This is a genomic window from Bartonella birtlesii IBS 325 (genome assembly GCF_000273375.1).
Taxonomy (GTDB): domain Bacteria; phylum Pseudomonadota; class Alphaproteobacteria; order Rhizobiales; family Rhizobiaceae; genus Bartonella; species Bartonella birtlesii.
This window is the reverse complement of the sequence record NZ_CM001557.1, coordinates 1,697,817-1,723,578: the sequence shown is the minus strand read 5'-3', so window position 1 is coordinate 1,723,578 and position 25,762 is coordinate 1,697,817. Positions and strand designations below refer to the sequence as shown.

Below are 25,762 nucleotides of genomic sequence, written 5' to 3'. Positions count from 1 at the left end.
AAAAGGATATTGCTATTTTTTATAGCAGAAATCTGGCTTTTTGCGTAAGCAGCAGGAGAATATATTTTGAGGAAAAAGTCTGTTTTAATTAAGCTATTTTTTTATAGTCCATAATAAGATCGCAGAAATGGCGAAAGAGATAGTAACTATCTTGAGGACCTGGGGAAGCTTCAGGGTGATATTGAACAGAAAAAATTGGTTTTCCAATGATTCGAATCCCACAATTTGAACCATCAAAAAGGGAAATATGTGTTTCTTGAACATGTGGAGGTAAAGATTTTGCGTCTACGGCAAAACCATGATTCATTGAAACAATTTCAACTTTTCCAGTATTAAGATCTTTAACTGGATGATTGGCACCATGATGCCCTTGGTGCATTTTGATAGTTTTTGCGCCAACTGTGAGAGCAAGAAGTTGATGACCAAGACATATACCAAAAAGTGGTAAATTACGGTCAATTAATGCCTTAATCGTTGGAAGAGCATACTGCGCTGTAGCAGATGGATCACCTGGTCCATTGGAGAGAAAAATACCATCAGGTTTCAACGCGAGAATTTCTTCTGCATTTGTGTAGGCGGGCACAATAGTAATGCGTGCATTTTGTGTTGCCATAAGACGAAGAATATTGCGCTTAATACCATAATCAATTGCAATGATATGAAGATTTTGGACAGTATTTGTACTATATCCTTTATTCCATATCCATGGCTTTTCATCCCATTGCCTTGACGATTTAGAGCTAACTTCTTTTGTCAGGTCGAGATTAACAAGACCAGACCATTTTTGTGCACGTTTTCTCAAAGAAGGGATATCGAAATTGCCTTGTGGGTTATGGGCAATGACAGCATTTTGTGTACCCTTTTCACGAATAAGAATGGTAAGGGCGCGTGTATCAATACCATAAAGTGCAATAATTTTACGTGCTTTGAGCCATTTATCAAAATTTTCATTGGCACGGTAGTTAGAGGGGCGGCTAATATCTGCCTTAAAAATGGCTCCCACTGCACCATGACAGTTAAGGGGGGTGAGATCCTCAATATCCTCGCCATTGGTACCTACATTTCCTATATGAGGAAATGTAAAATTAATGATTTGTTGGGTATATGATGGATCTGTGAGGATTTCTTCATAACCTGTTATAGCAGTATTGAAGCATATTTCTGCTTCAGCAATACCCGTTGCACCTGCTCCTTTTCCTTCGATAACTGTTCCATCAGCTAATACTAAAAGAGCTGTAGGTTTGTTTACAATCCAAGAATCAAGAGATGGGATAGTTTGTGTCATAGTACGCATCCACAATTTATTCTCTAAACAGTATAAAGCAAAATCATGATAGATGTTGCGTATGTTGTTTTTACAATGCTTTGCTTAAGGCAGAGAGTATAGGTATATTGTGTGAACAGGTAAAGTCCTGTTTTAAGATTTTCTAAGATATATGAAGGTTGCTGAGATACCACTTTTCCGTTTGAATAAAATTAGTTCAACTTATATTATGTCACCAGATTTCAGATTAATGGGGCATCCACAATATTTTGGAGGCACAGGATAGTGCGGACCTTATGTATGTTGTGATGAAAGATTATGATGCTTTTCATCCTGATAAAAGCAATTGAAAAGTTGATAACCATGCCGATAGAGGTCTTTTTTATTAAAAGATTTCAATAGTATTTAGGCATCAAGGCATGTTGATAAAGAATCTTGTCGCGTAAAAATTGGTAGAGAAAAACGAATGGAAACCATACGCGTATTCTTCCTTTATTTGTTTGATGCAAGAAAAATTACAGAAGTGATTTGTAAATTTTGCAATAAACAATGGTTGGAAAATTGTGTGATATCGGTAGAGTTATGGCGTGATTTAAGGAATGTTTTAGCGTAAAATTAAGTTTATGTTTTTTTATTAATGGGAAAACAAAGTCGCTTTTGGAGATGTGTGAGAACAGTTTTTTTATTAAGAAATGCTATATTTAAAAGGGGAATGATTATTTAAATAGAGGATTATTTTTATATGATGCACATCTTCAAAGTTGAGCAAGTATAAGTCTTTATTTGTAATATGCTCTTTAAAAAGGTAGAAAACGTATTTCTCTTGCTTTTTAATCTGATAAAGTTATTAAAAACCAATAAGTTGAGTATAGTAAATAGAGTGTAGATCCTCCATTTATGCAGGATTTTTGGTATAAAGTGGTGAAGCTGTTAAAAACAGTTCGGTTAATAACAATGGTTTGTTTGTTAAGCGCAAACGAGAACGGCGTGCCCATAGTGCTCCTTGTTGGCCGATGTGAATGTAATCGCGGGTTAATTTGCCACTGTTAAATAAGTAATGTCCCAATGGGGTTGTGCCCAAATGCATCAGTGCTTGGTTTTGTTCGAGAAGAGTTTCCTGTGGGATTACAGTGCGTCCAAGAAGCCAAGGTTGCTTATCTCCCGTCAGGATGACTTCTCGCAACCAGTAACGTGAACTTTCAGGAAGATGCTCTGCTTCATCTTGCAATTTATCCCGCGTAATAAAGCATTCACGTTGCGGTTCAACATTTATATGCGTACAGTGTTTTTTGAAACGGAGAGTTATCGAGCCTGATTCCATGAGCCAATCACAGACGTTTTCTGGTATAAGAGGGGCTTGCTCAGAGAACCATTTTAGAGGAGGTATGATGGAATCTCTGAGATTAGACATTATTTCACTCCATATCTAAAACTGTATTTTGTATACTATGTTAGGCGATAAAAACAAATATTTTTCATTATAATAACGAAATATCAAGGCAGCAAGTTTTCAAACGGGAAGATGTTAGCGGGAAAACGGAATGGGGATTATTTAAAAAGCTATTATGAGAGCATGTTATGGATAAAATTTAATATCTTTCATTCATAAAATTACGAAGTTTAATAAATTTAAAGTAAAAAAATATTATGTTTGTGAAATTTTTTGTTTTTATGAATATTATTTTAGAAAAAACTCTTGTTATTATTTACAAAATTCAAGATATTTATTTAATCTTTCTGGTAAGGTGATTTTGTTGATAAAGTATTTTGGGCTTTTAGCTTTAAGCGATAGAGTTTTGCAACATTATTATTTATATTATTACATGTAGATGAGTAAGATTTAAGATTGATGTGTTTTACTAAACAGAATTGTGTTGGTAAGATGCTAGAGCAATGAGTTGTTAAAAACTGTAGAATTTTAGATATGAATTGTAAAGAAGTCATGCCAATATTACACGAGAATAATGCAGTTTTTTCTAGTGCTATAAATAGGCTGCAACATATTGGGCAGCTATGACGCGTTGAGTTCTTCTGCTTCTTGTTCAGTGACATCATGATGGTGATGCCAAAAGCTTATAATTTAAGCATCTAACCATCATTCCCTCCTCGCTGTGACTTTTAAAGTTATTGCGGCAATATTTCATTGTTCCATTTAGCTTCAAGAAGTACTACGCGCTTTATAAGCGAATTTTTTGTCCTATCCATATAAGAACGCAGGCACCTATAAAACCTGAAACAAGATAGCCAAACCAACCAACAAAACTTACACCGAAAAGGCTAAAAAGAAAACTGGCTAATGTGGCCCCAATAATTCCCAAAATAATGTTTAAAAAAAGTCCCGTTTGTTTTTTCATAAGATATTGTGCAGCCCATCCTGCAAGGCCACCGATAATAATAGCTGCAATCCAGCCAATATTTGCATCTTCCATTTTACTCTCCTTTGCCACTGCTAGCTTTAACTAGGGTAAGCTTTGTAAAGGTCAAGATTAACTTTTTACTCGAGGAGAGGACATTACTGGTGAAAACTTTACTATACTTTATCTTTTGCTTTTTTTCAGTTCACGCGAATATATCATGTTTACAATATAAGTAATAAATACATATAATTTTATATATAGTACTAAAAATTATTGCATTTAGTATTTATTTTATGTAAAATTAATACTTATAAAATTATTTTTGGTAAATTAAAATTGTATTTATTAATGTATTTTTTAGAAATTTCTTTTACTATGTTTATAATGATAAATTAATATAATTTAATAAACAAAAAATGAAAAAAATATTTCTGTTTTATACTTTACAGAATATTGTATCGGCTGAGTCTATCAAAATATCCATATCATCATGACAATTCTATAGATATGTGTCTTTTTTACAAGAGCTTTGATTTAGCTAAAACATTTGAATGTTTACGATTTAATAGTCAATGTTTTTTTCTTATTGTTCAAATATTTCAAAGTTTAGGATTTTATTGTTTGTTTTGCAGTGGGATTGCGGAGGCGTGAACTTTGGAGAAGTCCTTGCTCTTCTAAAATTGGATAGATCATTGAGGTTAAAAGGGAGTTTATTTGTTTGAGATCGCGTACTGTATCGAGGTGGAGGCTGGATGACTCTATATTTTTGAGATCACTGTCACGAAGACGTTTAAAATGCTTTAAACTCATCTCTTTTTCTAAATTTCGTAGTTGATCTTTTTTCTGCACCAGTAAATGCGCAGTGTGTGTATCACGCGAGACAAGAACATTAAATGCAATATGTGCATTGGCAAGAACAATGGAGTGAAAACGAAGAAGGTCGTTCCATCCATCGCGGCTAAATTGTAGAGCTTTTTGTTGTTTCTTTTTAACCAGCATAAGCATATTATGAATAATGATATCTCCTGCTTGATCTAATTTTATACAAGCACCTAAAAGTTCCTGTGTTTGAAGGGCTTCTTCATCCGACAACTTTTGTCCAGCTAATCGTGCGAGATAAAGTTTAATTGCGATATGTTTTTTGTCCAATATCGTGTTTAATTGATTGAGTTCACGAATGATATCGGGATCAGGGTTTTCATAAAGTCCCATAATTTTTTCGAGCATGATATCGACAAGATCACAGATATGGATCACTTCACGCATGACATTAGAGAGTGCTAAAGTTGGACGTTCAAGAACACTATCATCAAGAGCTGTTTGATCAGATAAATTAAGCGTTTTATCGGTTTGCGCTTTTTTTGTACTTACATAAACAATTTTCGTGGTCAGTTTTAAAACCCATTTCGAGAGTGGAATTCCAGCAAAGAGAATAAAAATATTGAAGATAATATGGGCGTTGATCACTTGAGCGGAGGGGGTATTGCCAAGCCATGTGATTGGTGGTTGAAAGGAGAGAAATAAAATAAAAACAAGAATTGAACCAGCTCCACGCATGAGCAAATTCCCTAAGGGAACAAGACGGGTATTAGGAGAGGCGCCGCGTGTTAAAAGTGGCGCTATAAGAGAAGAGCCAAAATTCACACCAAGGACCATAATAACACAAAGTTGTGCATGGATAAGATCATAATTAGCAAAATTGACTAGTAAAATGATTCCTGCAATGGATGAGTGCAAGAGATAAGTCAACGCAGCTGCCAATAAAAAAGTGGAAACAGGATCAGTTGAAAGATAACGGATAATGCTGGGTAAAATTGTACTCTCACGTAAAGGTTCTGTGGCTGTGCTTATCATTTGCAAAGATAAAATTAAAAGGCCAATGCCAATAATAATACGCCCTATTTGACGCCAATCACGTTTTTCCGTTGTCATAAAGATACAAGTGCCGATAAAAAGACATAGAGGTACAACGATTGTAAGATCATAGGAGAGAATTTTGACAACTAATGCTGATCCTAATTCTCCTCCACGTACAGCCATAAGTCCTGCTAATCCAGAGACAAAACCAGATTCAACAAAAGAACCAACAAGCAGTGTTATTGCTGTAGAGCTTTGTAAAATCATTGCGGCAAAAAGTCCGAAACTTACAGCAAATAATGGTTTAGAAATGACGTGGCGCATTTTGTATTTAAGCTTGTCACCATAGGCGCGTTCAACACCTGTGCGTACCATGCGTGTAGCCCAAAGAAGTAGAGCAATAGCACCTGCAAGATGAAGGAGTATCAATGAACCATTCATGATACTTTTTTCTTTCTTTGTTGTTATAAATATGGTTAATCTAAAAAATCGGTAAATTGTGTTTTATCGTTTTACTTTTCTTTCAATTCTAATATATGACGAAAATCATAGCCACTTGGATTTTGAAAAATCTTTAGACCAAAGCTAGGAAGAATGGAGTAAAGGTGATCAAAAATATCCGCTTGAATTTGTTCATATTCCAGCCAAACGGTTGTATTAGTAAAGCAATAGATTTCTAAGGGTAAACCATTTGGTGTAGGAGGTAATTGTCGTGCCATCAGTGTCATGTTTTGTTCGATATTGAGATGCTTTCTAAGATAAGCAAAAACATAAGCACGAAAAGTTCCAATATTGGTTAAACGGCGGGTATTGGCTAATACATCGTGGTTTTTATCTAATTGTGTGTTCCATTCATTGATTTCTGGTATTTTTTGGGTAAAATAATTTTCTAACAAGTTAAATCGGGAAAGATGTTTTTGTTCTTCTTCAGTGTGAAAACGGATACTTGATTGGTCAATGAAGAGAGAGCGTTTAATGCGTCGTCCACCAGCTTCTTCCATACCACGCCAATTTTTAAAAGGATCCGTTACCAATTTACGGATGGGCACAGTTGTGATTGTTTTATCGAAATTTTGTACTTTAACAGTATGAAGTGCGATTTCAGTAACATCACCATCGACATCAAGACTGGGGATTTCAATCCAATCGCCAACACGAACCATATCGGTAGATGAAATTTGGATACCTGCGATGAGGGAAAGCAATGTATCTTGAAAGATCAACATGAGAACAGCGGCCATTGCGCCAAGGCTAGATAAGAGAATAAGAGGAGAGCGATCAATTAAGGTGGCAATCATTAAAATTGTAGCTACTGTAAAAAGCGCAATTTTAGCGATTTGAATATAACCTTTTATTGGTTTTAATCGTGCTGTTGGTCGTTGTTCATAAAGAATATTAATAATATTTAGAAAAGAAGAAATGACTAAAACAACCATAAAAATAATGAAGGCATTTGCAACATTACCTATAATAGTGTTGAGTGTGTCAGGAAGTGTTGGGATAAAATTAATACCAACTGAGAGTGTGAAGGCTGCAACAATATTCGCTATGTAATGAATAGTGTTTTCAATATCAACTGTTGTTTCTTTAGGCAGAAAAGAAGAAAGCTGTTTTGCTCCATGATAAAACAAGTTTCGTGCTAAAAAATTGACTAAAAACGCAATGATAATAAGGCTGATGAGCCAAGCAATAGATTCTAGCAGCGGATATTGAACAAAAAATTTGATCACTTTTTCATTCTCCATTTCTGAAAAATTGCGGTTAGGATTTTAATTTTTTAAACCGCTTGAAGAGGAAGTCTTGGAATTATGCTCTAAAGTCGTTAAATATGCAAAAGAGAATTTTAAACCTCTGTGAGAGATAATGCGTTTTCCGCCTGATTTCCTTGATGAGCTTCGCACTAGATTGCCAATTTCAACAGTTATTGGACAAAGGGTGGTGTTTGATCCTCAAAAAAGCAAGCCTTCACGAGGAGATTTTTGGTGCTGTTGTCCATTTCATGGGGAAAAAACGCCAAGTTTTCATTGTGATGATCGTAAAGGTCGTTACTATTGTTTTGGTTGTGGGGTGAGTGGAGATATTTTTACTTTTCTTTGTGAGCTTGATGGGTTGCACTTTTCAGAAAGTGTGGAGCGTTTGGCTGATTTTGCAGGGATAAAATTACCTCTTTTTGATCCACAAAGTCATAAACGTCAAATGGAAAAAGCTGATCTTTATGATATTATGAGAACAGCTACCGATTTTTTTCAACAGAGCTTACATGACAAAGAAGGTATGCAGGTGCGTCGTTATCTTGATGCACGTGGTGTAACGCCAAAACTCATAGAACGCTTTCGGATTGGTTTTGCCCCTATGAGGCGTACAGCTTTAAAAGAAGCTTTAGGCGCGCGTGGTATTTCAATAAAACAAATGGAAGATTGTGGCCTTCTTAAGTGGAGTGAAGATAATACGATTTCTTATGATCGATTTAGAAATCGTATTATGTTTCCTATTGAAGATTTACGCGGCCGTGTAGTGGCTTTTGGAGGGCGTGCATTAGAAAAAGATACGCCAGCAAAATATCTCAATAGCCCAGAAACAATGCTGTTTCATAAAGGAAATATGCTTTACAATGCAGCTTCTGCTCGTAAAAATAGTCGCTCTGTTGGTGATGAAAAAGTTCGCTCTCTTCTTGTCGTTGAAGGATATATGGATGTGATTGCACTGACTAAGGCTGGTTTTGAGGGTGCAGTAGCTCCTTTGGGCACAGCATTAACGGAAGCGCAAATTAGGCTTTTATGGCAGATGGATTCTGATCCCATTTTGTGTTTTGATGGAGATGAGGCTGGTTTAAAAGCTGCTTTTCGTGCTGCTGATCGCGTGTTATCTCTTTTAAAGGCGGGGGTGTCTGTACGCTTTGTTTTGTTGCCACAAGGTAAGGATCCCGATGAAATCATTTCTGCCGGTGGGGCACAACTTTTTTCTACTTTTTTGCAAAAGGCAATTCCGTTGATTGAACTTTTGTGGTGGCGTTCTACTTATGGAAAAAATTTTGAAACTCCAGAGGCACGGGCAGCTCTAGAAAAACAACTGAAACAGCAAATTTTTACGATTAAGGATGAAGATATACGTCGTTATTATTTACAGGATATAAAAAAACGGCTTTTTGATTTTTTTGGTTCCTTTTTTTCGAAAAAAATATCCCCAGGACGTTATCATCAGACTTTTCAAAATAGGATATTCAAAAATCAGTCTTTTTCTGCTTTGGCAAATTCCGATATAGTGCGCAATTCTTCACAATCTATTCCTTTGCGTGAGGTCGTTATTTTATTGGTTTTGGCTTATTATCCTGAGTTATGGTATGAAAATTTTGAGGTTTTGGCTGAGTTGGAATTACAAAACACACAATTGGTATGTTTTCATCAATCCATGTTGGAAATTCTTGGCCATCAGCAGCTACATGATAAAGAGACAATGGTTGCACTCTTAGAAGAAAAAGGACAAAAAGCTTTGTTAGAGCGTATGAAGCATCTTGTACAAAATATTGGTATGCGTACTATCTTTGTTGGAGCACCCATTGAAGATGCTCGTGCTATATTAAAACAGGCTATCTACTTGCATCTTCAGGAATACCACCTACATAAGAGGCTACAAGATATTGAAGAGCAACTCGTAGAAAATCCTAAGAGTGAAGTTTTTGCTCTGCTGCGTGAGATAAAAAGTGAGATAGAGCAAATGCAAGCAACAGAAGCATTAATTGAAGGATTTGGAAGTTGGTTGGATGAAAAAATAGATGGGAATAAACAAGATACGATAAAATGATTCGCTTTTTTGATGCGAATCAGTCACCTAAGGCTTAGTATGAAGAAGTTGTGTAGAATGGCATTTTTATAAAGAATGACGACTAAATTTTAGGAAAAGCGGGAAATTGGTTCTTACTATAGGGTATAGAGATTATCTCAGAAAGGCTGAGAGGTGTCGGGGAAACTTCTAGAGTTTTCCCGTGTTTTTGTGTGAATGAAGGGTGTATACAAAATGTAGTCTTTCAAATAGTAATCTCTCTGAGAAGAAGTATATTATAAGGAATTGTTAGTACGTTTAAGTGAGAGCGCAAAAAGCTGATCACATGAGAGCTGTGGAGTGATCAAGTGGAGTTACGGTATGGCAACAAAGGTTAAACAGAAAGATAATGTGGAAATAACAAGCCAAGCGAGTTTGGATAGTCCTCTTCTTGATTTTTCTGATGATGCCATCAAGAAAATGGTTAAACTTGCCAAAAAAAATGGCTATGTGACGATGGATGAACTGAATGCGGTCCTTCCTTCTAATGAGGTTACATCCGAACAAATTGAAGATATCTTGGCGATGTTCTCTGAAATGGGCATTAATGTCGTGGATGATGAAGATGAAGTTGATTCTGAGCAGTATGATGAAGAAGTGACGGTGGAGGGGGGCGATTTAGTAGAGGCTTCTAGTCATGCAATTGCCACGACAACAAATAAGCGTGAGCTAACAGATCGTACTGATGATCCAGTGCGTATGTATTTACGTGAAATGGGAGCTGTTGAGCTGCTTTCGCGGGAAGGTGAAATTGCCATTGCTAAGCGTATTGAGGCAGGGCGTGAAACAATGATTGCAGGACTTTGTGAGAGTCCTTTGACTTTTCAGGCTCTTATTATCTGGCGTGAGGAATTAAAAGAGCAGCGGATTCTTCTTCGTGAAATTATTGATCTTGAAATGACCTACGCTGGTCCAGAAGCGAAGCAAGCTCCACTTGTTGAACGAAGCGAAGTTGATAAAATCAAAGAGGATAAAATAGCTGCTACTACGCGTAATCTCGAGGGAATCCCCGGTGATAGAGGAGGTATTGAAGATGATGAAGAAGACGAAGATGATGTTAACTTATCTCTTGCTGCAATGGAGAATGAACTCTGCCCTCAAGTCATGGAAACATTGGATTTTATTGCACAAACCTATGTAAAATTGCGAAAACTGCAAGATCAGCATGTTGAGAGCAGTTTAGCAGAACGGAAAGAGGGAGCTCTTTCATCTTCTCAGAAGAAAAAATACATCCAATTAAAGGGTGAGTTGATTCAAGCAGTAAAATCTCTCTCTTTGAATCAAAACCGTATCGAATCTTTGGTTGAGCAGCTTTATGATATTAATAAAAGGTTGATTCACAATGAAGGTAAGCTAAAGCGAATCGCTAATAGTTATGGCATTGGTCATGAGGATTTTTTAAAGGAATACCAAGGTCGTGAGTTGGATGCAGATTGGATGAATTATATTGCTACTTTGCCAAGACCTGGTTGGCAAGAATTTTCAATGCGTGAAGCAAAAGAAATTCAAAATTTGCGTAGCGAAATACAGAATCTTGCTCAAGAAACTGCCATTTCTATTAGTGAGTTTCGTCGGATTGTGACACAGGTGCAAAAAGGTGAGCGCGAATCAACCATTGCTAAAAAAGAAATGGTGGAAGCGAATTTGCGTCTTGTGATTTCAATTGCAAAAAAATACACTAATCGTGGTTTGCAGTTTCTTGATCTTATTCAAGAAGGCAATATTGGCTTGATGAAGGCCGTGGATAAATTTGAATATCGACGTGGTTATAAGTTTTCAACCTATGCAACATGGTGGATTCGTCAAGCAATTACTCGCTCAATTGCTGACCAGGCACGTACTATTCGTATTCCTGTTCATATGATTGAAACAATTAACAAAATTGTACGTACGTCGCGCCAGATTTTACATGAAATTGGACGTGAGCCCACGCCAGAAGAATTGTCTAGCAAGCTTTCTATGCCCTTAGAAAAGGTGCGGAAAGTTCTTAAAATTGCAAAAGAGCCTATTTCACTTGAAACACCTGTTGGTGATGAGGATGATTCTCATTTGGGTGATTTTATTGAGGATAGGAATGCATTATTGCCAATTGATGCAGCTATTCAGGCAAATCTACGGGATACGACGACTCGCGTTCTTGCTTCCCTCACGCCACGTGAAGAGCGTGTTCTACGGATGCGTTTTGGTATCGGAATGAATACCGATCATACGTTGGAAGAAGTTGGCCAACAATTTTCAGTAACGCGCGAGCGAATCCGCCAAATTGAAGCAAAAGCACTTCGTAAATTGAAACATCCTAGCCGTTCACGCAAGTTACGCAGCTTTCTTGATTCTTAAATAGAGGAGTTTTTCTCTTTTCAAAGATGTTCTCTTTTTTGATGAGTGTGGAAAAAAGGTGCGTCATGTTGTTCTTAAAATGTTTTTTTGAAAAAGGGAAAGGGCGAAACAATTCATGCAAAATTGGTGTTGTCTAGCGTTTTTTGTTGCTTTACATTTTGTATGGCTGTTTATAAAAACAACAAAGAGTACGGTAGAGTTATAAGGCTTTTTTTCAAAAAAAGAAGATCTCTGAAGCTGTTATTTGTCTGCAGGGATTAAATATATTCAGGGACATGATATTTAAGCATTGGCTGGTGTTGTGGGAAAGTTTTAACTTTTTTATGATTCAGACGCTTTTTCTTGCGTACTACAAGAATATTTTTATGCGTGATTTATAGGGATGTAGGGAGTTAAAAGATTTCATTTAGGTTATCGAATCTTTTAGTTTGCGTGTTTTGAAACATTATTTTCTGCATATTAGATGTTTTCTAAATAGAATACATCTTTTGTTGATTTTTTTGATAGTTTTTTCAAAAAGATATGGCTGATTTTATGAATAAAGAAATTCCCTTTTGGAAAATAAAAAAACTAGAAGAAATTTCACTTTCTGAGTGGGAAAGTCTCTGTGACGGGTGTGGGTGCTGTTGTTTACACAAAGTAGAAGATGATGATACGGGTGATATTTATGCAACCAGTGTTGCTTGTCGTCTTTTAGATAGAGAAACTTGTCGGTGTAAAAATTATGTTCATCGTCAATCAATTGTTTCAAACTGTATAGCGTTGGATGTTGCAACTGTTAAAACAGCCCGTTGGCTTCCAGAAAGTTGTGCTTATCGGCTTATTAATGAGGGCAAAGACCTTCCATGGTGGCATCCACTGGTATCGGGAAATTGGCAGACGGTGCAACAAACACAATTTTCTGCGCGTGAACAGATAGAAATTTACGAAGATGAATTATCATCTGAAGAAGCTTATCTCCACCATATCACCGGTCTTCTTTGTGAGGGTCGGTGATATGATTGTTTTGTGCAATAACTGATGAGGTCGTATGATTTAGTCTATAGCAAATACTACAGTCACACTGACATTATAACCCAATTCACCTCCTGAAAAATTTGTATCAGCGTAGCTTGCGCGGGATGCACTGCTCATAAGGCGCGGATTTGGATAATAATTATCATTATTTTCATTGATTTCAATGATTTTTCCTAATTTTAAATTTGCTGCTTGTGCTATAGTTTCAGCTTTTTCAATGGCTTCAGTGATAGCTTTTTTACGTGCTTCTTGATAAAATGGCTTTGTATCGGCATTGGTAAAGGTAATACCATTCACTGAGTTAATGCCGAGCGCCATTGCTTGATCAAATATTTTACCAGCATTGGCAAGATCACGAATACGTACTGTTAAAGAATTTGAAACATGATACAGTCTTTCGTTATTCTTTTTTTCGTGATGTTTATCGGGGTGAGATTGATAAATAGATAAGCCCGATGTTTGTAAATCGTTTGCTTGGATACCATTACTTTTAAAGGCATTAACAATGTCATTCATGGACTTATTATTTGCTGCTAATGCTTTTTGAGCAGTTTTATCCTCAGTAACAACGGCGAGATTGATAATTGCCATATCCGGTACTGCTTGGCTTTCGCCAGTTGCAGTAACTGTAATTGTTGCGTTTTTCATTTTGCTTGCTTCAGCGTGTAGGGGGAGTGAACTGACAAGTAGTGCGAGTGCCATAATCGCTATTTTGATTCTATAGTGATTCAACGAGTGGAAAACAGTTTTTTTCATATCTATTCCTTTATATTTAGCAATTTGCTACTTTCTCATTTCTAGGGGGGCTTGTAAAGAAATTAGAGTATTAGAAAAAAAACTAATAGAAAAGAGAAAAAGATGGGTTATAATTTAGCTAGGCCCTTGTATCATTGGGCGTTTTAGTTTAGAGAGAAGCGACCTATGTGGGGCCTGTAGCTCAATTGGTTAGAGCCAGCGGCTCATAACCGCTTGGTTGGGGGTTCGAGTCCCTCCGGGCCCACCATCCCATAAAATAATAGGTTAGGTGAAAATTTCGGGATTAGGAGTTCTGTAATTCTTCTAGTTTGCTTTTCTGTTTATCCTAAATTCTTTTTATTTTTGGTTATTCTTTTGCAAAGGATTTTCTATATGATTTTTGTATAGAGTCATGTTACGCTCTCTTTTTTATTTAGTCAAAAAGGCTTTTATTGATGATAAGTGTCACACTTGTATGAATCAACATGGGTTATTATACACTTGATATTTCTCATGAGATAAGGGATAAATTGTCTTTATTTTTTTGCAAATGTCGTATTGTTTCTAATAGGTTGAATTCTAAGTTTTTTACGTTTTTAGGTAAAATCGGAAGGAAACTTTTATTTTAAATTGGCTTTTATTTGTTTTTTATAAAATATGTTCTATTACGTCTTTGTAGTTAATAATGACGACATCTGTCGTCTTTTCTTTTTTCAAGCTGGGAATCCGTTATTCTTTTGGTAAATATTTGTGCAATGTGCATGCAGGTATCATTAGGGCTTGACCCATTATCTCTTTTTAAGTATTGCCATTTTCGTTCATGATAGATCTCTATGTTAGTATTTCGAAGAGGATTTCAGAGAGAAGACGGCCTTTTTTGAAAGTATATCGTAAAATTGTAGATAGTGCTGTTATTCATGAGGGCTACACGTATCACGTTGTTATGTTCTAGCCTTGCGATATCGTTTAGAAAACATAGATAGTTCAGTGTAAAATAAAATTGTGATATATTTTTCTTTCAAAATAGACTTTTTTGTATTTTTTCACATGGAGACCAGCAAGGTCTTTATAGGTATTTTTGTATCGATTCGCTATTGGTTCGAATCACAAAATTTGCGTAACGTTATTAACGTTGTTGATAAAAGTGATGATGCCAATTTTTTCATAAAAAAGTCTGGACCTTGCGATGTTTTCTGTTTCATCATGGTACATAAACAACAGAATTTTATCTGATTTTATAAAACCTGTTTGTATAAAACTGCTTCCATACTGCCTAATTACATATTTTTTCTAAGGTATGGAATATGTATAAACGCTTTCGCGTTATATAGTTTGACTACATGGAGTATAACTATGAAGAATGACGAAAAATTTGATTCAGCTTTATCTGATATTATTGTCAAATGGGAGGCCTTGTCTACGGCTCAAAAGCAAGAGATATTGAAAATAGTAGAAGATTCTACAGCTTCTGCTCAGTCAACAGAACGTTTAAAGCTTCAATCTTCTTTTTATCTCCAGACGAAATCAAAGCGATAAGTTTTAAATCTTCATCGGAGATGTTAAAACCAGTTATCACATATATGGCGCTAGCATTTCCGAGTGTGTTAAGAATAGCCATAAGCTTATCGACAGAGGGTCTTTTCCCTCCCTTTATCATTTGTTGTACGTAGTTTTGCCCACAGCCTGCTGCTTTACTTATTTGAATCATTGTGCGTCCGTCACTTTCTATTAATTCAATTAAGCGTTGGAACCAATCTTTTTCAGTCTTTTTCATTTTTAGACCTTTACACATTTACGCTATAGCGTTAATATTACGCTGCGAATCTAGGATATATGAAACAAGGAACGTGAAAATACCCATGCGTAGCTTTTCGCTTATGAAGGATACAGAGTTGTTTTTAATTAACAAAATGTCTCCATACACTTTCGGATTCGAAACAATAAAAAATGCTTGCTTAGTTTCACGATTATGACAGAGCGGGCGCGTATAACCAGAGACGGAAATACACTTGGTGTGTTCATGAAATATTACTAATAGTATACGCAGCATCATTATAAATCAAGATATACTCCAACATTGGCTTTTATAAGAAATTTCTGCATTCGGTATGTGGATATAGCGGGGCTTTATGGTCTTAAGAAAAAAGATCATGGCTGTAGGAAGATAAAAATTCATGGGTATGGAGCCCTAGATTTTCTTTTATTTTTAAGAGATTAGATTACTATCAAGTGGTGTATCACATGGGTGGGTTAAGAGAGTTTAGAAATATCAAAAAAAGTAATCTTTATGATTTTTTTAAATATGAAGGCATTTTCAATCATGAAGGTGATTATTGGGGAAAATATCATATAGATAGCAGAGGCTTTATCAAAAATGAACGTGTTTGGGTTGACACTATATTTTTTAATGATGTTTCTATTTGCACAAACAGCTATGTTTATGAAGGTAGACAGATATATTGTATATTACCTGTTTTTAGCATTGTCTCTGTGTGTAGTAGTGCACAGATGTGCGATAGTGGAGGGGTTTGCGGTGGATTGTATGTTTACAAGGAAAAGATTTATTATAATCTTTCGATTTATAGCAATGCACATGCTGACGTTTATGTTCATGTTTATCATTTTGTAGAAATTTTCAAAAGTTCTAAAAGTTATATCGATGTTTTAATTTATGTTTATGCAAAGGTTTGTAATAGAGCAGAGTTTTATGGTTGTATTGTAGGTTATAACCGTGAAGATTTTCGCAATGAAAAAGGTATTTTCATAGGAAGCTATATTTTAGATGGTGCAAAAAATCTAGGCAAAAATGATGTGGGGGAGGGATTTTTTGAGCGAGTCTTATCATTAGCGTTGTTTGAGAACATTTGTGCTTTTGCGTTTTTTATAAACAAGTATGCTGCAAATAGTTTGTATGAGAAGAAGGATTTAGGCAGTTTTTATGAAACTGTTTTTGATCAGTTTTTAGCGTGTTTTGATGAAGTGAATAAAGGGACCAAGCGTGTGTTGTTGCACTTGGCATACAATTTTTTGCATTTTTTTGATGGAGAGCGAGACAAAAGAACTGGTCGAAATAATCAGCTCAATGGTAATAAAAGGAGATCAACATGAGTGTAAATGACATTTTATTAGGAGTGGTGATTGTCGTTTTGTTTTTTAGTGGCATCACATTTCGGTTTTCTCTTTATTATCGTAATCAGGTTAAAGCTCTTAAAGAACATTCAAGAAAGATCAAGCATGAATTTTTAAGAGATTCTATGAAGATGACTGAAGAACGAGATAGAGCGATTAGAGAGCAGAGTATGGTGATTAAAAGACGCGATCAAACAATTGAAAAACTGAAAAAACAAGTTACGCAATACGAGGAAGTTATAAAACAATATCAGGAAGGAATTAAATCTGAAGATCATACAAAAAAGTGATTGTGTTTATTTTTTTGCATTGGAACTGTCTATGAAAGATTTTGAGAGTATTCAGAAAGGAATGCAAGAGGTTAGGGATAACGAGAGAGATAAATTTTTTTAAAAAGTGAATGTTGATTTGGTGATAGGGTTGTATTTTTTATATTATTCAAGCTTATAGCTATGTTAAGATTATTGAGAATTTATATGATTTCATAGCCTTTTATGAAAATGTCATTGTTTTTTGGTGATATATATTGCCTCAAACAATATTTGAGGTCATGTGTTTGTTTAGAAAAGAAAGTATATTATGAAAATGGTTTAAATGAAAAAGGCATGAAAGGAAATAATAGGTAAGCGCAAGAAAGGAGAGCGCCTCTTTTCTAGAAGGCGAAATGGTTAAGGGAAAGAGAAAGTATAATATTTGAAAGCATTTTTGCTTATAGTTTTAATAGTCATTTGATTATTTTTTAAGTGAACATGAAAGCTGCCAGAAGCTTTATCTCATTTTTCTGTATATTAAATTTACATAAAAATTCTCTTTTTGAGGGAAGATCAATCATTTTTCTTTCCCTCATAAAAGGGCAACATAAGGTTCTCTATAACAAAAAATTTTATTTTCAATAATTAATAAACGTTAAGATTGCAATTCTCTAATAAGAGCCTTATGCGTAACTTCTTTTATCTGCTCAATATTTACCAGAATATCTTGCTTTGTTGGATAACCTTTGCTAGAGAAGGCAATTTTTTGTTCATCTCCTGAGATTAAACGCCAATACCATTGATTATGAACACCTTGAAACACCTCAAAATACATGTTTCCCACCTTATAAAATAGCCAATAATTTGCAGGATAAAATTCAAACACTCTGACTATGAGTATTAAGGTATGTCTCTATAATAAGTAGTCAATATATTCCCCTTCGATTTTTTGCTCTTAAACAATAATTTCTATGAGGGTTGTATATTCTTAACAGGAAAATATTTATTGTCAATAATTTATAAATAGGTATTTTATACTATAAAAACAATTTTTTAAATTATAACGATGTTATAGTCTTATTTATATTAGAAAAAATTTCTTTTCATTATTGTTAAGTTAATTATTTACTACCTATCTATGATAGAAATAGAACACACGAAACTTTATCAGTATAGAAGAGCAAGGGTAGTTCTTTCCGCCCTGATAAAGTTTATTTGTATTTTGCTGTTTCTTGTAACAAAAATACTTATTGATTGGCTATAACTTCTTTTTGTGATGCACTTCGAATGAGTAGATCAATGAACAGGCTAAGGGTGTAAGAATTAGCCATTTTTGCTTTCATATCCATAAGAGAACTTGCAGATTTTGGATTAAGACCATTCGACAAGCTCTGTTTTGACAAGTATTGCTGCAATTTTTCGTAAGAACTATCAATTTTTTCTTTATTTAGGTTTTCACTACGATCATTCTTGGCAAGAATTTCTTCAAGTCCTTCGATTTTTTTTATAAAATAGTTCCAATCAAAGTCACCTTTGGTATACTCAGTGTCAAACATTTTTCCTTGTCCGGTTAAAAGCCAATTAATATTGACACCGTATAATGTACGGTATGTTTGTAAAACACTAAGGTTAGGTTCTCTTTCTCCACGTTCATAAAAAGCGATAGAGTTTTTTGTCATACTAAAACTTTTAGCTAAAGTTTCACGTGATGGATCTCCTAAAGCGAGACGTACATAACGTAAACGCTTGCCAAATATAGTTTTCGATTCAGTTTCAGGACGTGCCACGAATTATCTCCCTCAGTAAATCATCATGGTATAGTTTAGCCAATAAAGGCACACTATGTATTAATATCTCACGATGTAATGTCAATATTTATAGTTTTATTTTCCGTTATTTTTTTTAATTTTAGTGGATAGAAAGTAGTTTTTGAATTGTTACGTTGCAATCTTATCTAGGATTCGTGCTTATTTTTTAACAGAATAGTAAAATTACTGATTCTTTTCTTGTTTTTTCTAAAGGGAATTCCATATAAAAATGCCATGTAGATTTTATCTGTTTTTCTATTAATAGTCTATTAATAGATTGCTATCTTTTGGTTTGTGCTACAGTAAATTAAAAAATAAATTTTGAGGAATAATCATGGCCTTATTAGTCTATTTTAAATGGGCCTTTTTTTTCACAGTTGTTGGTATCTTTATGGGAGGTACTCTTGGTTGGTTTGAGACAGGTAGTGTTACCGGTTTTCTTAAATATTTTTTTATTTGCTGTGTTCTTGGTATTTTAGAAATTTCTTTATCTTTTGATAACTCTATTATAAATGCTCGTGTTCTTGGAAAAATGGATCCGTTATGGCGTCGTCGTTTTTTGCTATGGGGTATCTTGGTGGCTGTGTTTGGGATGCGGATTATTTTTCCATTACTGGTGGTGGCTGTTGCTGTTGGGATTAATCCAATTGCGGCAGTAAAATTAGCGATATGGGAGCCATATCGCTATGCTGCAATCTTAACAGATGCGCATGTAGGGATTGCGGCTTTTGGGGGAACTTTCCTCATGATGGTTGGTTTGAAATATTTTTTTGACTCTGAAAAAGAGGTGCATTGGCTTGCTTTTATAGAAAAACCTGCTCAAAAGTTTGGAACGCTTGTTGGCGTCGATATCGCAATCGTTTTGATTTTGATATTATTTTTTTCAATGCAGCTTGCTATAGAAGATAAAATGACTTTTGTGTTTGCTGCTGTTTATGGACTTTTAACATTTATAGGGATTGAAGCTGTCAGCTCGCTTTTGGATACTCCTAAAACAACTCTTGCATCCGTTGCCAAAGGAGGGGCAGGAGCTTTTCTTTATCTAGAGATATTAGATGCGAGTTTTTCTTTTGATGGGGTTATTGGTGCTTTTGCTTTTTCTCACAATCTTTTTATTATTGCAATTGGTCTTGGTATTGGTGCGTTTTATGTTCGTTCTATGACAATTATGTTGGTCGAATCAGGGATATTGTTGCATTATCGTTATTTGGAGCATGGCGCTTTTTATGCAATTTTGCTACTCGCAGTGATTATGTATTTGCAAACTATTGTAGTGATTCCTGAAGTTTTAACAGGGTTGGTGGGGGTTTGTATTATTGGAATAGCGTTTTATTCTTCTCTTCGTTTTAAGCGTTATCATCTCAATAAAGAAGTTAATACAAAGTAAATTGAGAATTTTTTGTGTACTGCAATAGCAAAAACAAGAGATTTTAAGAGACCATTAAGAGTTCTATACCGGATTCGTTCATAAGTTTAAGCATAGTGTTGAGAGAGTCGTTTAGATCAATACCAGCACAGGCGTTTAATGAAACGCTCACTTTAAAGCCACATTGTATGGCGTGAAGAGCAGAAAACCCTACACAAAAATCTGTTGCCAAGCCACACATGGCAAGTTTTGTAAAACCATGTTCTCTGAGGTAAACTTGCAAGCCGGTTGGTGTTTTTTGGTCATTTTCAAAAAAGGCAGAATAGCTATCAATTTTGGGATTATAGCCTTTTCGAAGAATAAGTTGTGCTTTTTCAACTTTGAGAGAAGTATGAAAGTTTGCTCCCTCTGTTCCTTGTATGCAATGATCAGGCCAAAGTATTTGAGGGCCATAGTCAAGCTCAACGGTATCACAGGGCTTTTTATTGGTATAGGAAGAAGCAAAACTGCAATGGTGTCTTGGGTGCCAGTCTTGGGTTAAAATAACATGCTCAAAATGGTCTATGAGATTATTGACAGCCGGTAAAATGATATCGCCTTGTGGTACCGCAAGTGCTCCACCTGGTAAAAAGTCATTTTGAACATCAACGACAATTAAGGCTTTTTTCTCCATGAACATACTCCTGTAGGAGACCTAATTTTTATGGTACCTTTAAAAAAATTATATTTTATTTTAAAGCTTTGAGATGATTTCGTGGATATTGGTGTTATTGTTATAATTATCAAGCCAAAAAAGAGGAATAGATAGGTTCTTGCGATTCATTTTATAATTTTTTACGAATTGTAGCCATTTTCCAATGGGGAGTGAACTGTAGTGGCTCATTGCCACATGTTGGTGCAAAGCTTTCATGATCATCAAACTTGGAACGTCAGATCCCATAAGGCAGCGATCATTTTGTAAACGCAGCTTAAGCCATATCAAGGCAAGGGGAGACACCAATTGTTTTCCGTAACATAAAATTGATGAAAAAAGGGAGGGGTTTTTTACTGCGTAATGCAAAGCCCATAAGGCAAAAAAAGAAGGGGCATAGAGAATTGGTTTTTGGGGTGGTCTCAGATTGCATTGATATGTTGGTTTAATGCGGTAAAAATACAATGTTGTATCTGGTATAGAAAAGAGAGGTGACGTTTGATGACACGTTTCAGGTACAGCTAAAAAAATTTGCTCTTTGCTTTTCGAAGGGATGTTTTTTTGCATTTAAAATTGTCGTAGGGCTTGTGAGATTAAGAAAAATGTATCAATATAGAGTGGAAAGCTTTTGGTATAATGCAAGCACTCTGTTGGCTGCGTAGCTTAAAGTTGGCTGCGTAGCTTAAAGTTGGCTGCGTAGCTTAAAGTTGGCTGCGTAGCTTAAAGTTGGCTGCGTAGCTTAAAAAAAGCGAAAGCATTTTTTCAAAGTCCTAACCTTTAATACCACGCAATATAAAGAGAAATTTATGGTACGTCAATTTATCTATCACATGGCTGGGCTTAACAAGGCTTACGGCAATAAAAAAATTTTAGAAAATATTCATTTGTCTTTTTATCCAGATGCAAAGATTGGTATTTTAGGACCAAATGGTGCAGGTAAATCAACCATTTTGCGTATTATGGCTGGGCTTGATAAGGAATATACAGGGGAAGCATGGCTTTCTGAGGGAGCACGTTGCGGTTATCTTCCTCAAGAACCTCTTCTCGATACAAGTAAAGATGTGCGTGGCAATGTGATGGAAGGAGTTGCAGATAAGCAGGCAATTATCGAGCGTTATAACGAATTGATGATGAATTATAGCGAAGAAACAGCTGATGAAAGTGCACGGCTTCAAGATATGATAGATAGCCAAAATCTTTGGGATTTAGAAAGTCAAGTCGAAATGGCCATGGCTGCTCTTGGTTGCCCCCCTGCCAATGAGAGTGTGGTAAAGCTTTCAGGAGGTGAAAAGCGGCGTGTTGCTCTTTGTAGATTGTTGTTGTCAAAACCTGATTTATTGCTTTTGGATGAACCAACAAATCATTTGGATGCAGAAACGACAGCTTGGCTTGAAAGGCATCTGCGTGAATATCCTGGTGCGGTGCTTTTAGTGACGCATGACCGTTATTTTCTTGATAATGTAACAGGTTGGATTTTAGAAGTAGATCGTGGTAAAGGTATACCTTATGAGGGGAATTATTCTGCTTATTTGGCGGCGAAAGCTAAACGTTTGGCGCAGGAAGGGCGTGAAGAGGCTGCGCGTCAGCGGGCGTTATCCCGTGAGCAAGAGTGGATAGCGGCTAGTCCAAAGGGGCGCCAAGCAAAATCGAAAGCTCGAATTAAAGCTTATGATGAGTTAGTCCAAGCCGCACGTGATCGTCGTCCTGGAGAGGCACAAATCATTATTCCTATTGGGGAAAGATTGGGGCAGGTTGTTATTGAAGTTAATAATCTCTCTAAAGCATATGGTGAGCGTGTATTAATTGATGATCTCTCTTTTAAGCTTCCTGCTGGTGGTATTGTGGGAGTCATTGGTGCTAATGGCATGGGAAAATCTACTTTGTTTAAAATGTTGACGGGGCAGGAACAGCCAGACTCAGGTCAAATCCGTATCGGAGAAACAGTTCATATGAGTTACGTTGATCAGAGTCGTGATGCATTAGCCGGGAGTAAAACCGTCTGGGAAGAGGTTTCTGGTGGAAATGACATTATTAAGTTAGGCAAATATGAGATGAATAGTCGCGCTTATTGTGGTGCTTTTAATTTCAAGGGAACAGATCAACAACAAAAGGTAGCAAATTTGTCAGGAGGGCAGCGTAATCGTGTCCATTTGGCTAAGCTTTTAAAGGAGGGAGGCAATGTTCTTCTCCTGGACGAGCCAACTAATGATCTTGATACTGAAACATTAGCGGCATTGGAAGATGCATTGGAAAATTTTGCTGGTTGTGCGGTAATTATATCACATGATCGGATGTTTCTTGATCGATTGGCAACACATATTCTGGCCTTTGAAGGTGATGGCCATGTAGAATGGTTTGAAGGTAATTTTGCTGAATATGAGACTGATAAGATACGCCGTTTTGGTGCAGAAACCCTCAATTTTAAGCGTGTTAACTACAAGCCACTTACACGCTAGAATTTTTATTAAGCTTAGTCTTAGAAAATGGTGATTGGTGTCTTATAAGAGGATACAATAAAAGAGTTTTGCTATGTTTGTGGATTAATTCTAGTTAAAGGTGATAAATTATCATTTAAATTAGTGTATTGTTTTTTAACAGTGACGTCATGGTGTGAGGTTTTTATTCATCGCATCTAGGATAGAAATAATGTAGAACCTTGATTATATTCTTTACAGAGTGGATATATCATATTGGGTATGCTGAAACGTGTATCAATATCGCATACGCATCAAGTTACAATAGAGCGTTATAAATTTTCATATGTGGCTTTGTGATTAAGGAAATAGAGGGGGGGGAAGCTGTTCGTTTTTTACAAATCTTTCATTTTTATATTATCAGCAAACAATATAAACAATAGTTATGCAACTCTATGCCTCCTGTTTGATTTTCTATTATGCAGAATAAATGTTTATCTGAGTTAAGGAATATTGATGAAAAAAATAGAAAATTTGGATGCAATGATTGGATTGCTGAAAACAATGGCAAAAGCGAGTTGTTTACGTATTTTAGCGCTATTGTGTCATGAAGATTTAACAATCTCCAATCTTAGTTTCATCCTTTGTCAGTCGCAATCGTATGTGTGGCGGCATTTACATTCATTGTGTGAGGCAGGGTTGATTACGTGTTATCAGAAGGGGAAAAAGAATTATTTTAAGTTTTGTCATAGTTGTTGGAGCAAAGACATTGTAATGACTGTTCTTGCGGCTTTGCAAAAGCATGAGGTTATATTAGCACATGATTTAGAACGTTTATTGGATGTAAAAAAAATAGTGCAAAAAAATGAGAAGGAAGATTTTTTACGAAATGCAGCACAATGGGAGAATTTTCGATTATCTTATAGTGCAGATCATGTTGTGGAAAGTGTTTTACTTAAAATCATTGGCGATAAACCATTTGAAACTATGCTAAGCGTTGGTATAAATGCAAGTTCTGTCTTAAAATGGTTTTCAGGTCTTTATAGACGTTCCGTTGAAATTACGCTTGAGAGTGATGTTTTTCAGCTCTCTGTTGGGGAGGAAACTTTTGATTTAGTTTTTCTTAATTGGGCTCTTCACCTTCTTAAGAGTCCTGAGATGTTTCTTCATGAGGCGGCGCGTGTTTTACGCCCTCAGGGGCGTTTACTAATTGTGGATTTTGTTGCGCATGAAGTTGATTTTTTATATTCTGATTATGCTCATATGCAGCGTGGATTTTTAGGCTTACAAGTGGAACAATGGCTTAAAAATGCTGGGCTTGTTCTGGAACAAAAGCTTTGTCTTACTTCTATGCAAAATAAAAATAATGAGGGACATATGGTTGCAGTTTGGCTCGCACGTGATCCGCGTATGCTGATAGATGATATTAAAGATAAAAAAGTTGATTTTGCGTAATTCTATTTGTAACCCTGCTTTATTCTCTGATTTTTTAAAATTACAAGCAGTAGAGATAGCATTTGAGTCAGTCTTTAAAAAGTTATTGTTTTTTACATGCGCATTGTATTTTTTTCATGAAATGTATTGGTGCCTTAATAGGTAGTGTGCAAGCTATATCACTAAAATTCCTATAGAGATGAGGTTATTTAGGGTTTTATGAATGGGTATTGATGCAGTCTTTATAGGGCAATATATTCCTTGTTTTCTAACATACGTTAGAATTCTCAATACAGAAATATTTTCTTATTTTAAGCTTATAATTTTAAAAATCATTTGTTTGTGTGTCATAAGAGACAATCATTTTTAGACATTTGTAGAGAAATTTTTTAGGGGGAAAGAAGTTAATAGGTTTCTTAATGAATCTCTGAAATGCAAAAACATTTACAATATTAAAAACAGGTCAATATGCGGTACTGGCTTGTTGCTTCTCTAAGTATAAAGATGGTTTTTCCAATGGATCTTAAGTTCTATTTTTTATGTAGAGCTAGAAGATCATGGAGAAAGCAAGATAAAATATCTTTTTAAGAAAATAAGTGAACGTGCCGTTTTTGCGACAGATATGATTTCATAAAAAGGGGAAGCAGTAAAAAAATGTTAGTTTGTTATGGCGAAAGCTATCGAATATGTATTTGCTGTTTTTTATACTTTGTCTTTACATTTCAATGATGTTCAAGCAGATCACTTATGTTTTTGAATTTTTATGGTCATAGAAGTTTCTGAAAGACGACTATGCAATTATGATGATGTCAGATCATTATTGATTCTCTTTGGAATAAAATTGCTTCAAATTAGATCATTTTAAATATTTTTTGCCTAAATTTTTCCATTTTTAAACGATTTATAATTTTTTTATGTTTTTTTGCATGAAAGATGATAAGAATTTCTTGTCGTTTAGAACATTTTATTCCATAGCAATGATATTGCATCGGCTATCTTAGTGGTTGATGCGAGAAGACGATCGGGGAACCTCCTCCCCCCCCCCCGCGTGGATCCCCTAGATTGTCTGGCTTGGCTGAGGGTTTCTTCAGCCAAGCTTTTAGGAGGAGATGGTGTTATAGCCTTATGAAATTTTTTAAAGTGCGTGTATGGATGGGGGCGCAACATTTTGTAATGTTTAAGGTGGGGGTAATTGTAGGTTTTTTTAGTTCTTCTGTTGTCTTGTCAATGATAAGAGGAGCTTTTTTATTAAAGCTTTAGTGCATTAGGGGTGTTTATTTTAT

The 25,762-nt window shown here is 35.6% G+C and carries 20 protein-coding genes and 1 tRNA gene; 10 read left to right on the top strand and 11 right to left on the bottom strand.

Annotated features, from left to right (window positions below):
* Positions 1-88: 88 nt before the first annotated feature.
* From carA to QWU_RS08240, 5 genes are all read right to left on the bottom strand, one after another.
* Positions 89-1,285, bottom strand: coding sequence for a glutamine-hydrolyzing carbamoyl-phosphate synthase small subunit (carA, locus tag QWU_RS08270; RefSeq protein WP_026017343.1), 1,197 nt, complete (start codon positions 1,283-1,285; stop codon positions 89-91).
* A gap of 874 nt (positions 1,286-2,159) precedes the next feature.
* Positions 2,160-2,675, bottom strand: coding sequence for a chorismate lyase (gene ubiC, locus QWU_RS08260; protein ID WP_006590207.1), 516 nt, complete (start codon positions 2,673-2,675; stop codon positions 2,160-2,162).
* Positions 2,676-3,441: 766 nt separating this feature from the next.
* Complete coding sequence (locus QWU_RS08250) at positions 3,442-3,693, bottom strand: GlsB/YeaQ/YmgE family stress response membrane protein (protein ID WP_006590208.1); 252 nt, start codon at positions 3,691-3,693, stop codon at positions 3,442-3,444.
* 534 nt (positions 3,694-4,227) lie between these two features.
* On the bottom strand, positions 4,228-5,919 hold the full coding sequence (locus tag QWU_RS08245; RefSeq protein WP_006590209.1) for a Na/Pi cotransporter family protein: 1,692 nt from the start codon (positions 5,917-5,919) through the stop codon (positions 4,228-4,230).
* 71 nt (positions 5,920-5,990) lie between these two features.
* On the bottom strand, positions 5,991-7,208 hold the full coding sequence (locus tag QWU_RS08240) for a mechanosensitive ion channel family protein (protein WP_006590210.1): 1,218 nt from the start codon (positions 7,206-7,208) through the stop codon (positions 5,991-5,993).
* A gap of 133 nt (positions 7,209-7,341) precedes the next feature.
* Here QWU_RS08240 and dnaG point away from each other — a divergent pair, with 133 nt between their 5' ends.
* The 3 genes from dnaG to QWU_RS08225 all read left to right on the top strand — a co-directional run bounded on the left by dnaG (position 7,342) and on the right by QWU_RS08225 (position 12,630).
* Positions 7,342-9,279 carry a DNA primase gene (dnaG, locus tag QWU_RS08235; protein ID WP_017196575.1) on the top strand — a complete coding sequence of 646 codons (1,938 nt, stop codon included), beginning with the start codon at positions 7,342-7,344 and terminating at the stop codon, positions 9,277-9,279.
* 339 nt (positions 9,280-9,618) lie between these two features.
* On the top strand, positions 9,619-11,634 hold the full coding sequence (gene rpoD, locus QWU_RS08230; protein WP_006590212.1) for an RNA polymerase sigma factor RpoD: 2,016 nt from the start codon (positions 9,619-9,621) through the stop codon (positions 11,632-11,634).
* Between the two features lie 522 nt (positions 11,635-12,156).
* Entirely contained in the window at positions 12,157-12,630 is a 474-nt protein-coding gene (locus QWU_RS08225) for a YcgN family cysteine cluster protein (protein ID WP_006590213.1), read from the top strand.
* Positions 12,631-12,669: 39 nt separating this feature from the next.
* Here the strand turns inward: QWU_RS08225 and QWU_RS08220 are convergent, their stop codons facing one another.
* Positions 12,670-13,407 (bottom strand): SIMPL domain-containing protein, encoded by a 738-nt coding sequence (locus tag QWU_RS08220; protein ID WP_006590214.1) that lies wholly within the window; start codon positions 13,405-13,407, stop codon positions 12,670-12,672.
* 170 nt (positions 13,408-13,577) lie between these two features.
* On the opposite strand from QWU_RS08220, the gene QWU_RS08215 reads away from it, so the two are divergent.
* Positions 13,578-13,654: transfer RNA gene (locus QWU_RS08215), tRNA-Ile, on the top strand.
* A gap of 1,085 nt (positions 13,655-14,739) precedes the next feature.
* Positions 14,740-14,922, top strand: a complete 183-nt coding sequence (locus QWU_RS10445; protein WP_006590215.1) for a hypothetical protein — start codon at positions 14,740-14,742, stop codon at positions 14,920-14,922.
* Here the strand turns inward: QWU_RS10445 and QWU_RS08210 are convergent.
* On the bottom strand, positions 14,846-15,160 hold the full coding sequence (locus tag QWU_RS08210; RefSeq protein ID WP_006590216.1) for a helix-turn-helix domain-containing protein: 315 nt from the start codon (positions 15,158-15,160) through the stop codon (positions 14,846-14,848). The genes QWU_RS10445 and QWU_RS08210 overlap by 77 nt on opposite strands.
* A gap of 467 nt (positions 15,161-15,627) precedes the next feature.
* On the opposite strand from QWU_RS08210, the gene QWU_RS08205 reads away from it, so the two are divergent.
* Together QWU_RS08205 and QWU_RS08200 are read left to right on the top strand one after the other, a co-directional pair.
* Entirely contained in the window at positions 15,628-16,494 is an 867-nt protein-coding gene (locus QWU_RS08205) for a hypothetical protein (RefSeq protein ID WP_006590217.1), read from the top strand.
* Positions 16,491-16,805 (top strand): hypothetical protein, encoded by a 315-nt coding sequence (locus QWU_RS08200; RefSeq protein WP_006590218.1) that lies wholly within the window; start codon positions 16,491-16,493, stop codon positions 16,803-16,805. The genes QWU_RS08205 and QWU_RS08200 overlap by 4 nt, the downstream gene beginning before the upstream one ends.
* Positions 16,806-17,421: 616 nt before the next feature.
* Here the strand turns inward: QWU_RS08200 and QWU_RS08195 are convergent.
* Positions 17,422-17,601, bottom strand: coding sequence for a YegP family protein (locus tag QWU_RS08195; RefSeq protein WP_006590219.1), 180 nt, complete (start codon positions 17,599-17,601; stop codon positions 17,422-17,424).
* A 412-nt stretch (positions 17,602-18,013) separates the two neighbouring features.
* On the bottom strand, positions 18,014-18,553 hold the full coding sequence (locus QWU_RS08190; RefSeq protein WP_006590220.1) for a helix-turn-helix domain-containing protein: 540 nt from the start codon (positions 18,551-18,553) through the stop codon (positions 18,014-18,016).
* Positions 18,554-18,908: 355 nt separating this feature from the next.
* On the opposite strand from QWU_RS08190, the gene QWU_RS08185 reads away from it, so the two are divergent.
* On the top strand, positions 18,909-19,961 hold the full coding sequence (locus tag QWU_RS08185) for a DUF475 domain-containing protein (protein ID WP_006590221.1): 1,053 nt from the start codon (positions 18,909-18,911) through the stop codon (positions 19,959-19,961).
* Between the two features lie 43 nt (positions 19,962-20,004).
* Here QWU_RS08185 and pncA read toward each other — a convergent pair whose 3' ends face one another.
* The gene (pncA, locus tag QWU_RS08180; protein ID WP_006590222.1) at positions 20,005-20,613 is read right to left on the bottom strand and encodes a bifunctional nicotinamidase/pyrazinamidase; all 609 of its coding nucleotides are present in this window, start codon (positions 20,611-20,613) and stop codon (positions 20,005-20,007) included.
* 60 nt (positions 20,614-20,673) lie between these two features.
* Positions 20,674-21,198: a hypothetical protein gene (locus QWU_RS08175; protein WP_006590223.1), complete on the bottom strand. Its 525-nt coding sequence runs from the start codon at positions 21,196-21,198 to the stop codon at positions 20,674-20,676.
* A gap of 239 nt (positions 21,199-21,437) precedes the next feature.
* Here QWU_RS08175 and ettA point away from each other — a divergent pair, with 239 nt between their 5' ends.
* Together ettA and QWU_RS08165 are read left to right on the top strand one after the other, a co-directional pair.
* The gene (gene ettA / locus QWU_RS08170; protein ID WP_017196571.1) at positions 21,438-23,087 is read left to right on the top strand and encodes an energy-dependent translational throttle protein EttA; all 1,650 of its coding nucleotides are present in this window, start codon (positions 21,438-21,440) and stop codon (positions 23,085-23,087) included.
* Between the two features lie 474 nt (positions 23,088-23,561).
* Positions 23,562-24,500 (top strand): ArsR/SmtB family transcription factor, encoded by a 939-nt coding sequence (locus QWU_RS08165; RefSeq protein WP_017196570.1) that lies wholly within the window; start codon positions 23,562-23,564, stop codon positions 24,498-24,500.
* Positions 24,501-25,762 lie beyond the last annotated feature (1,262 nt).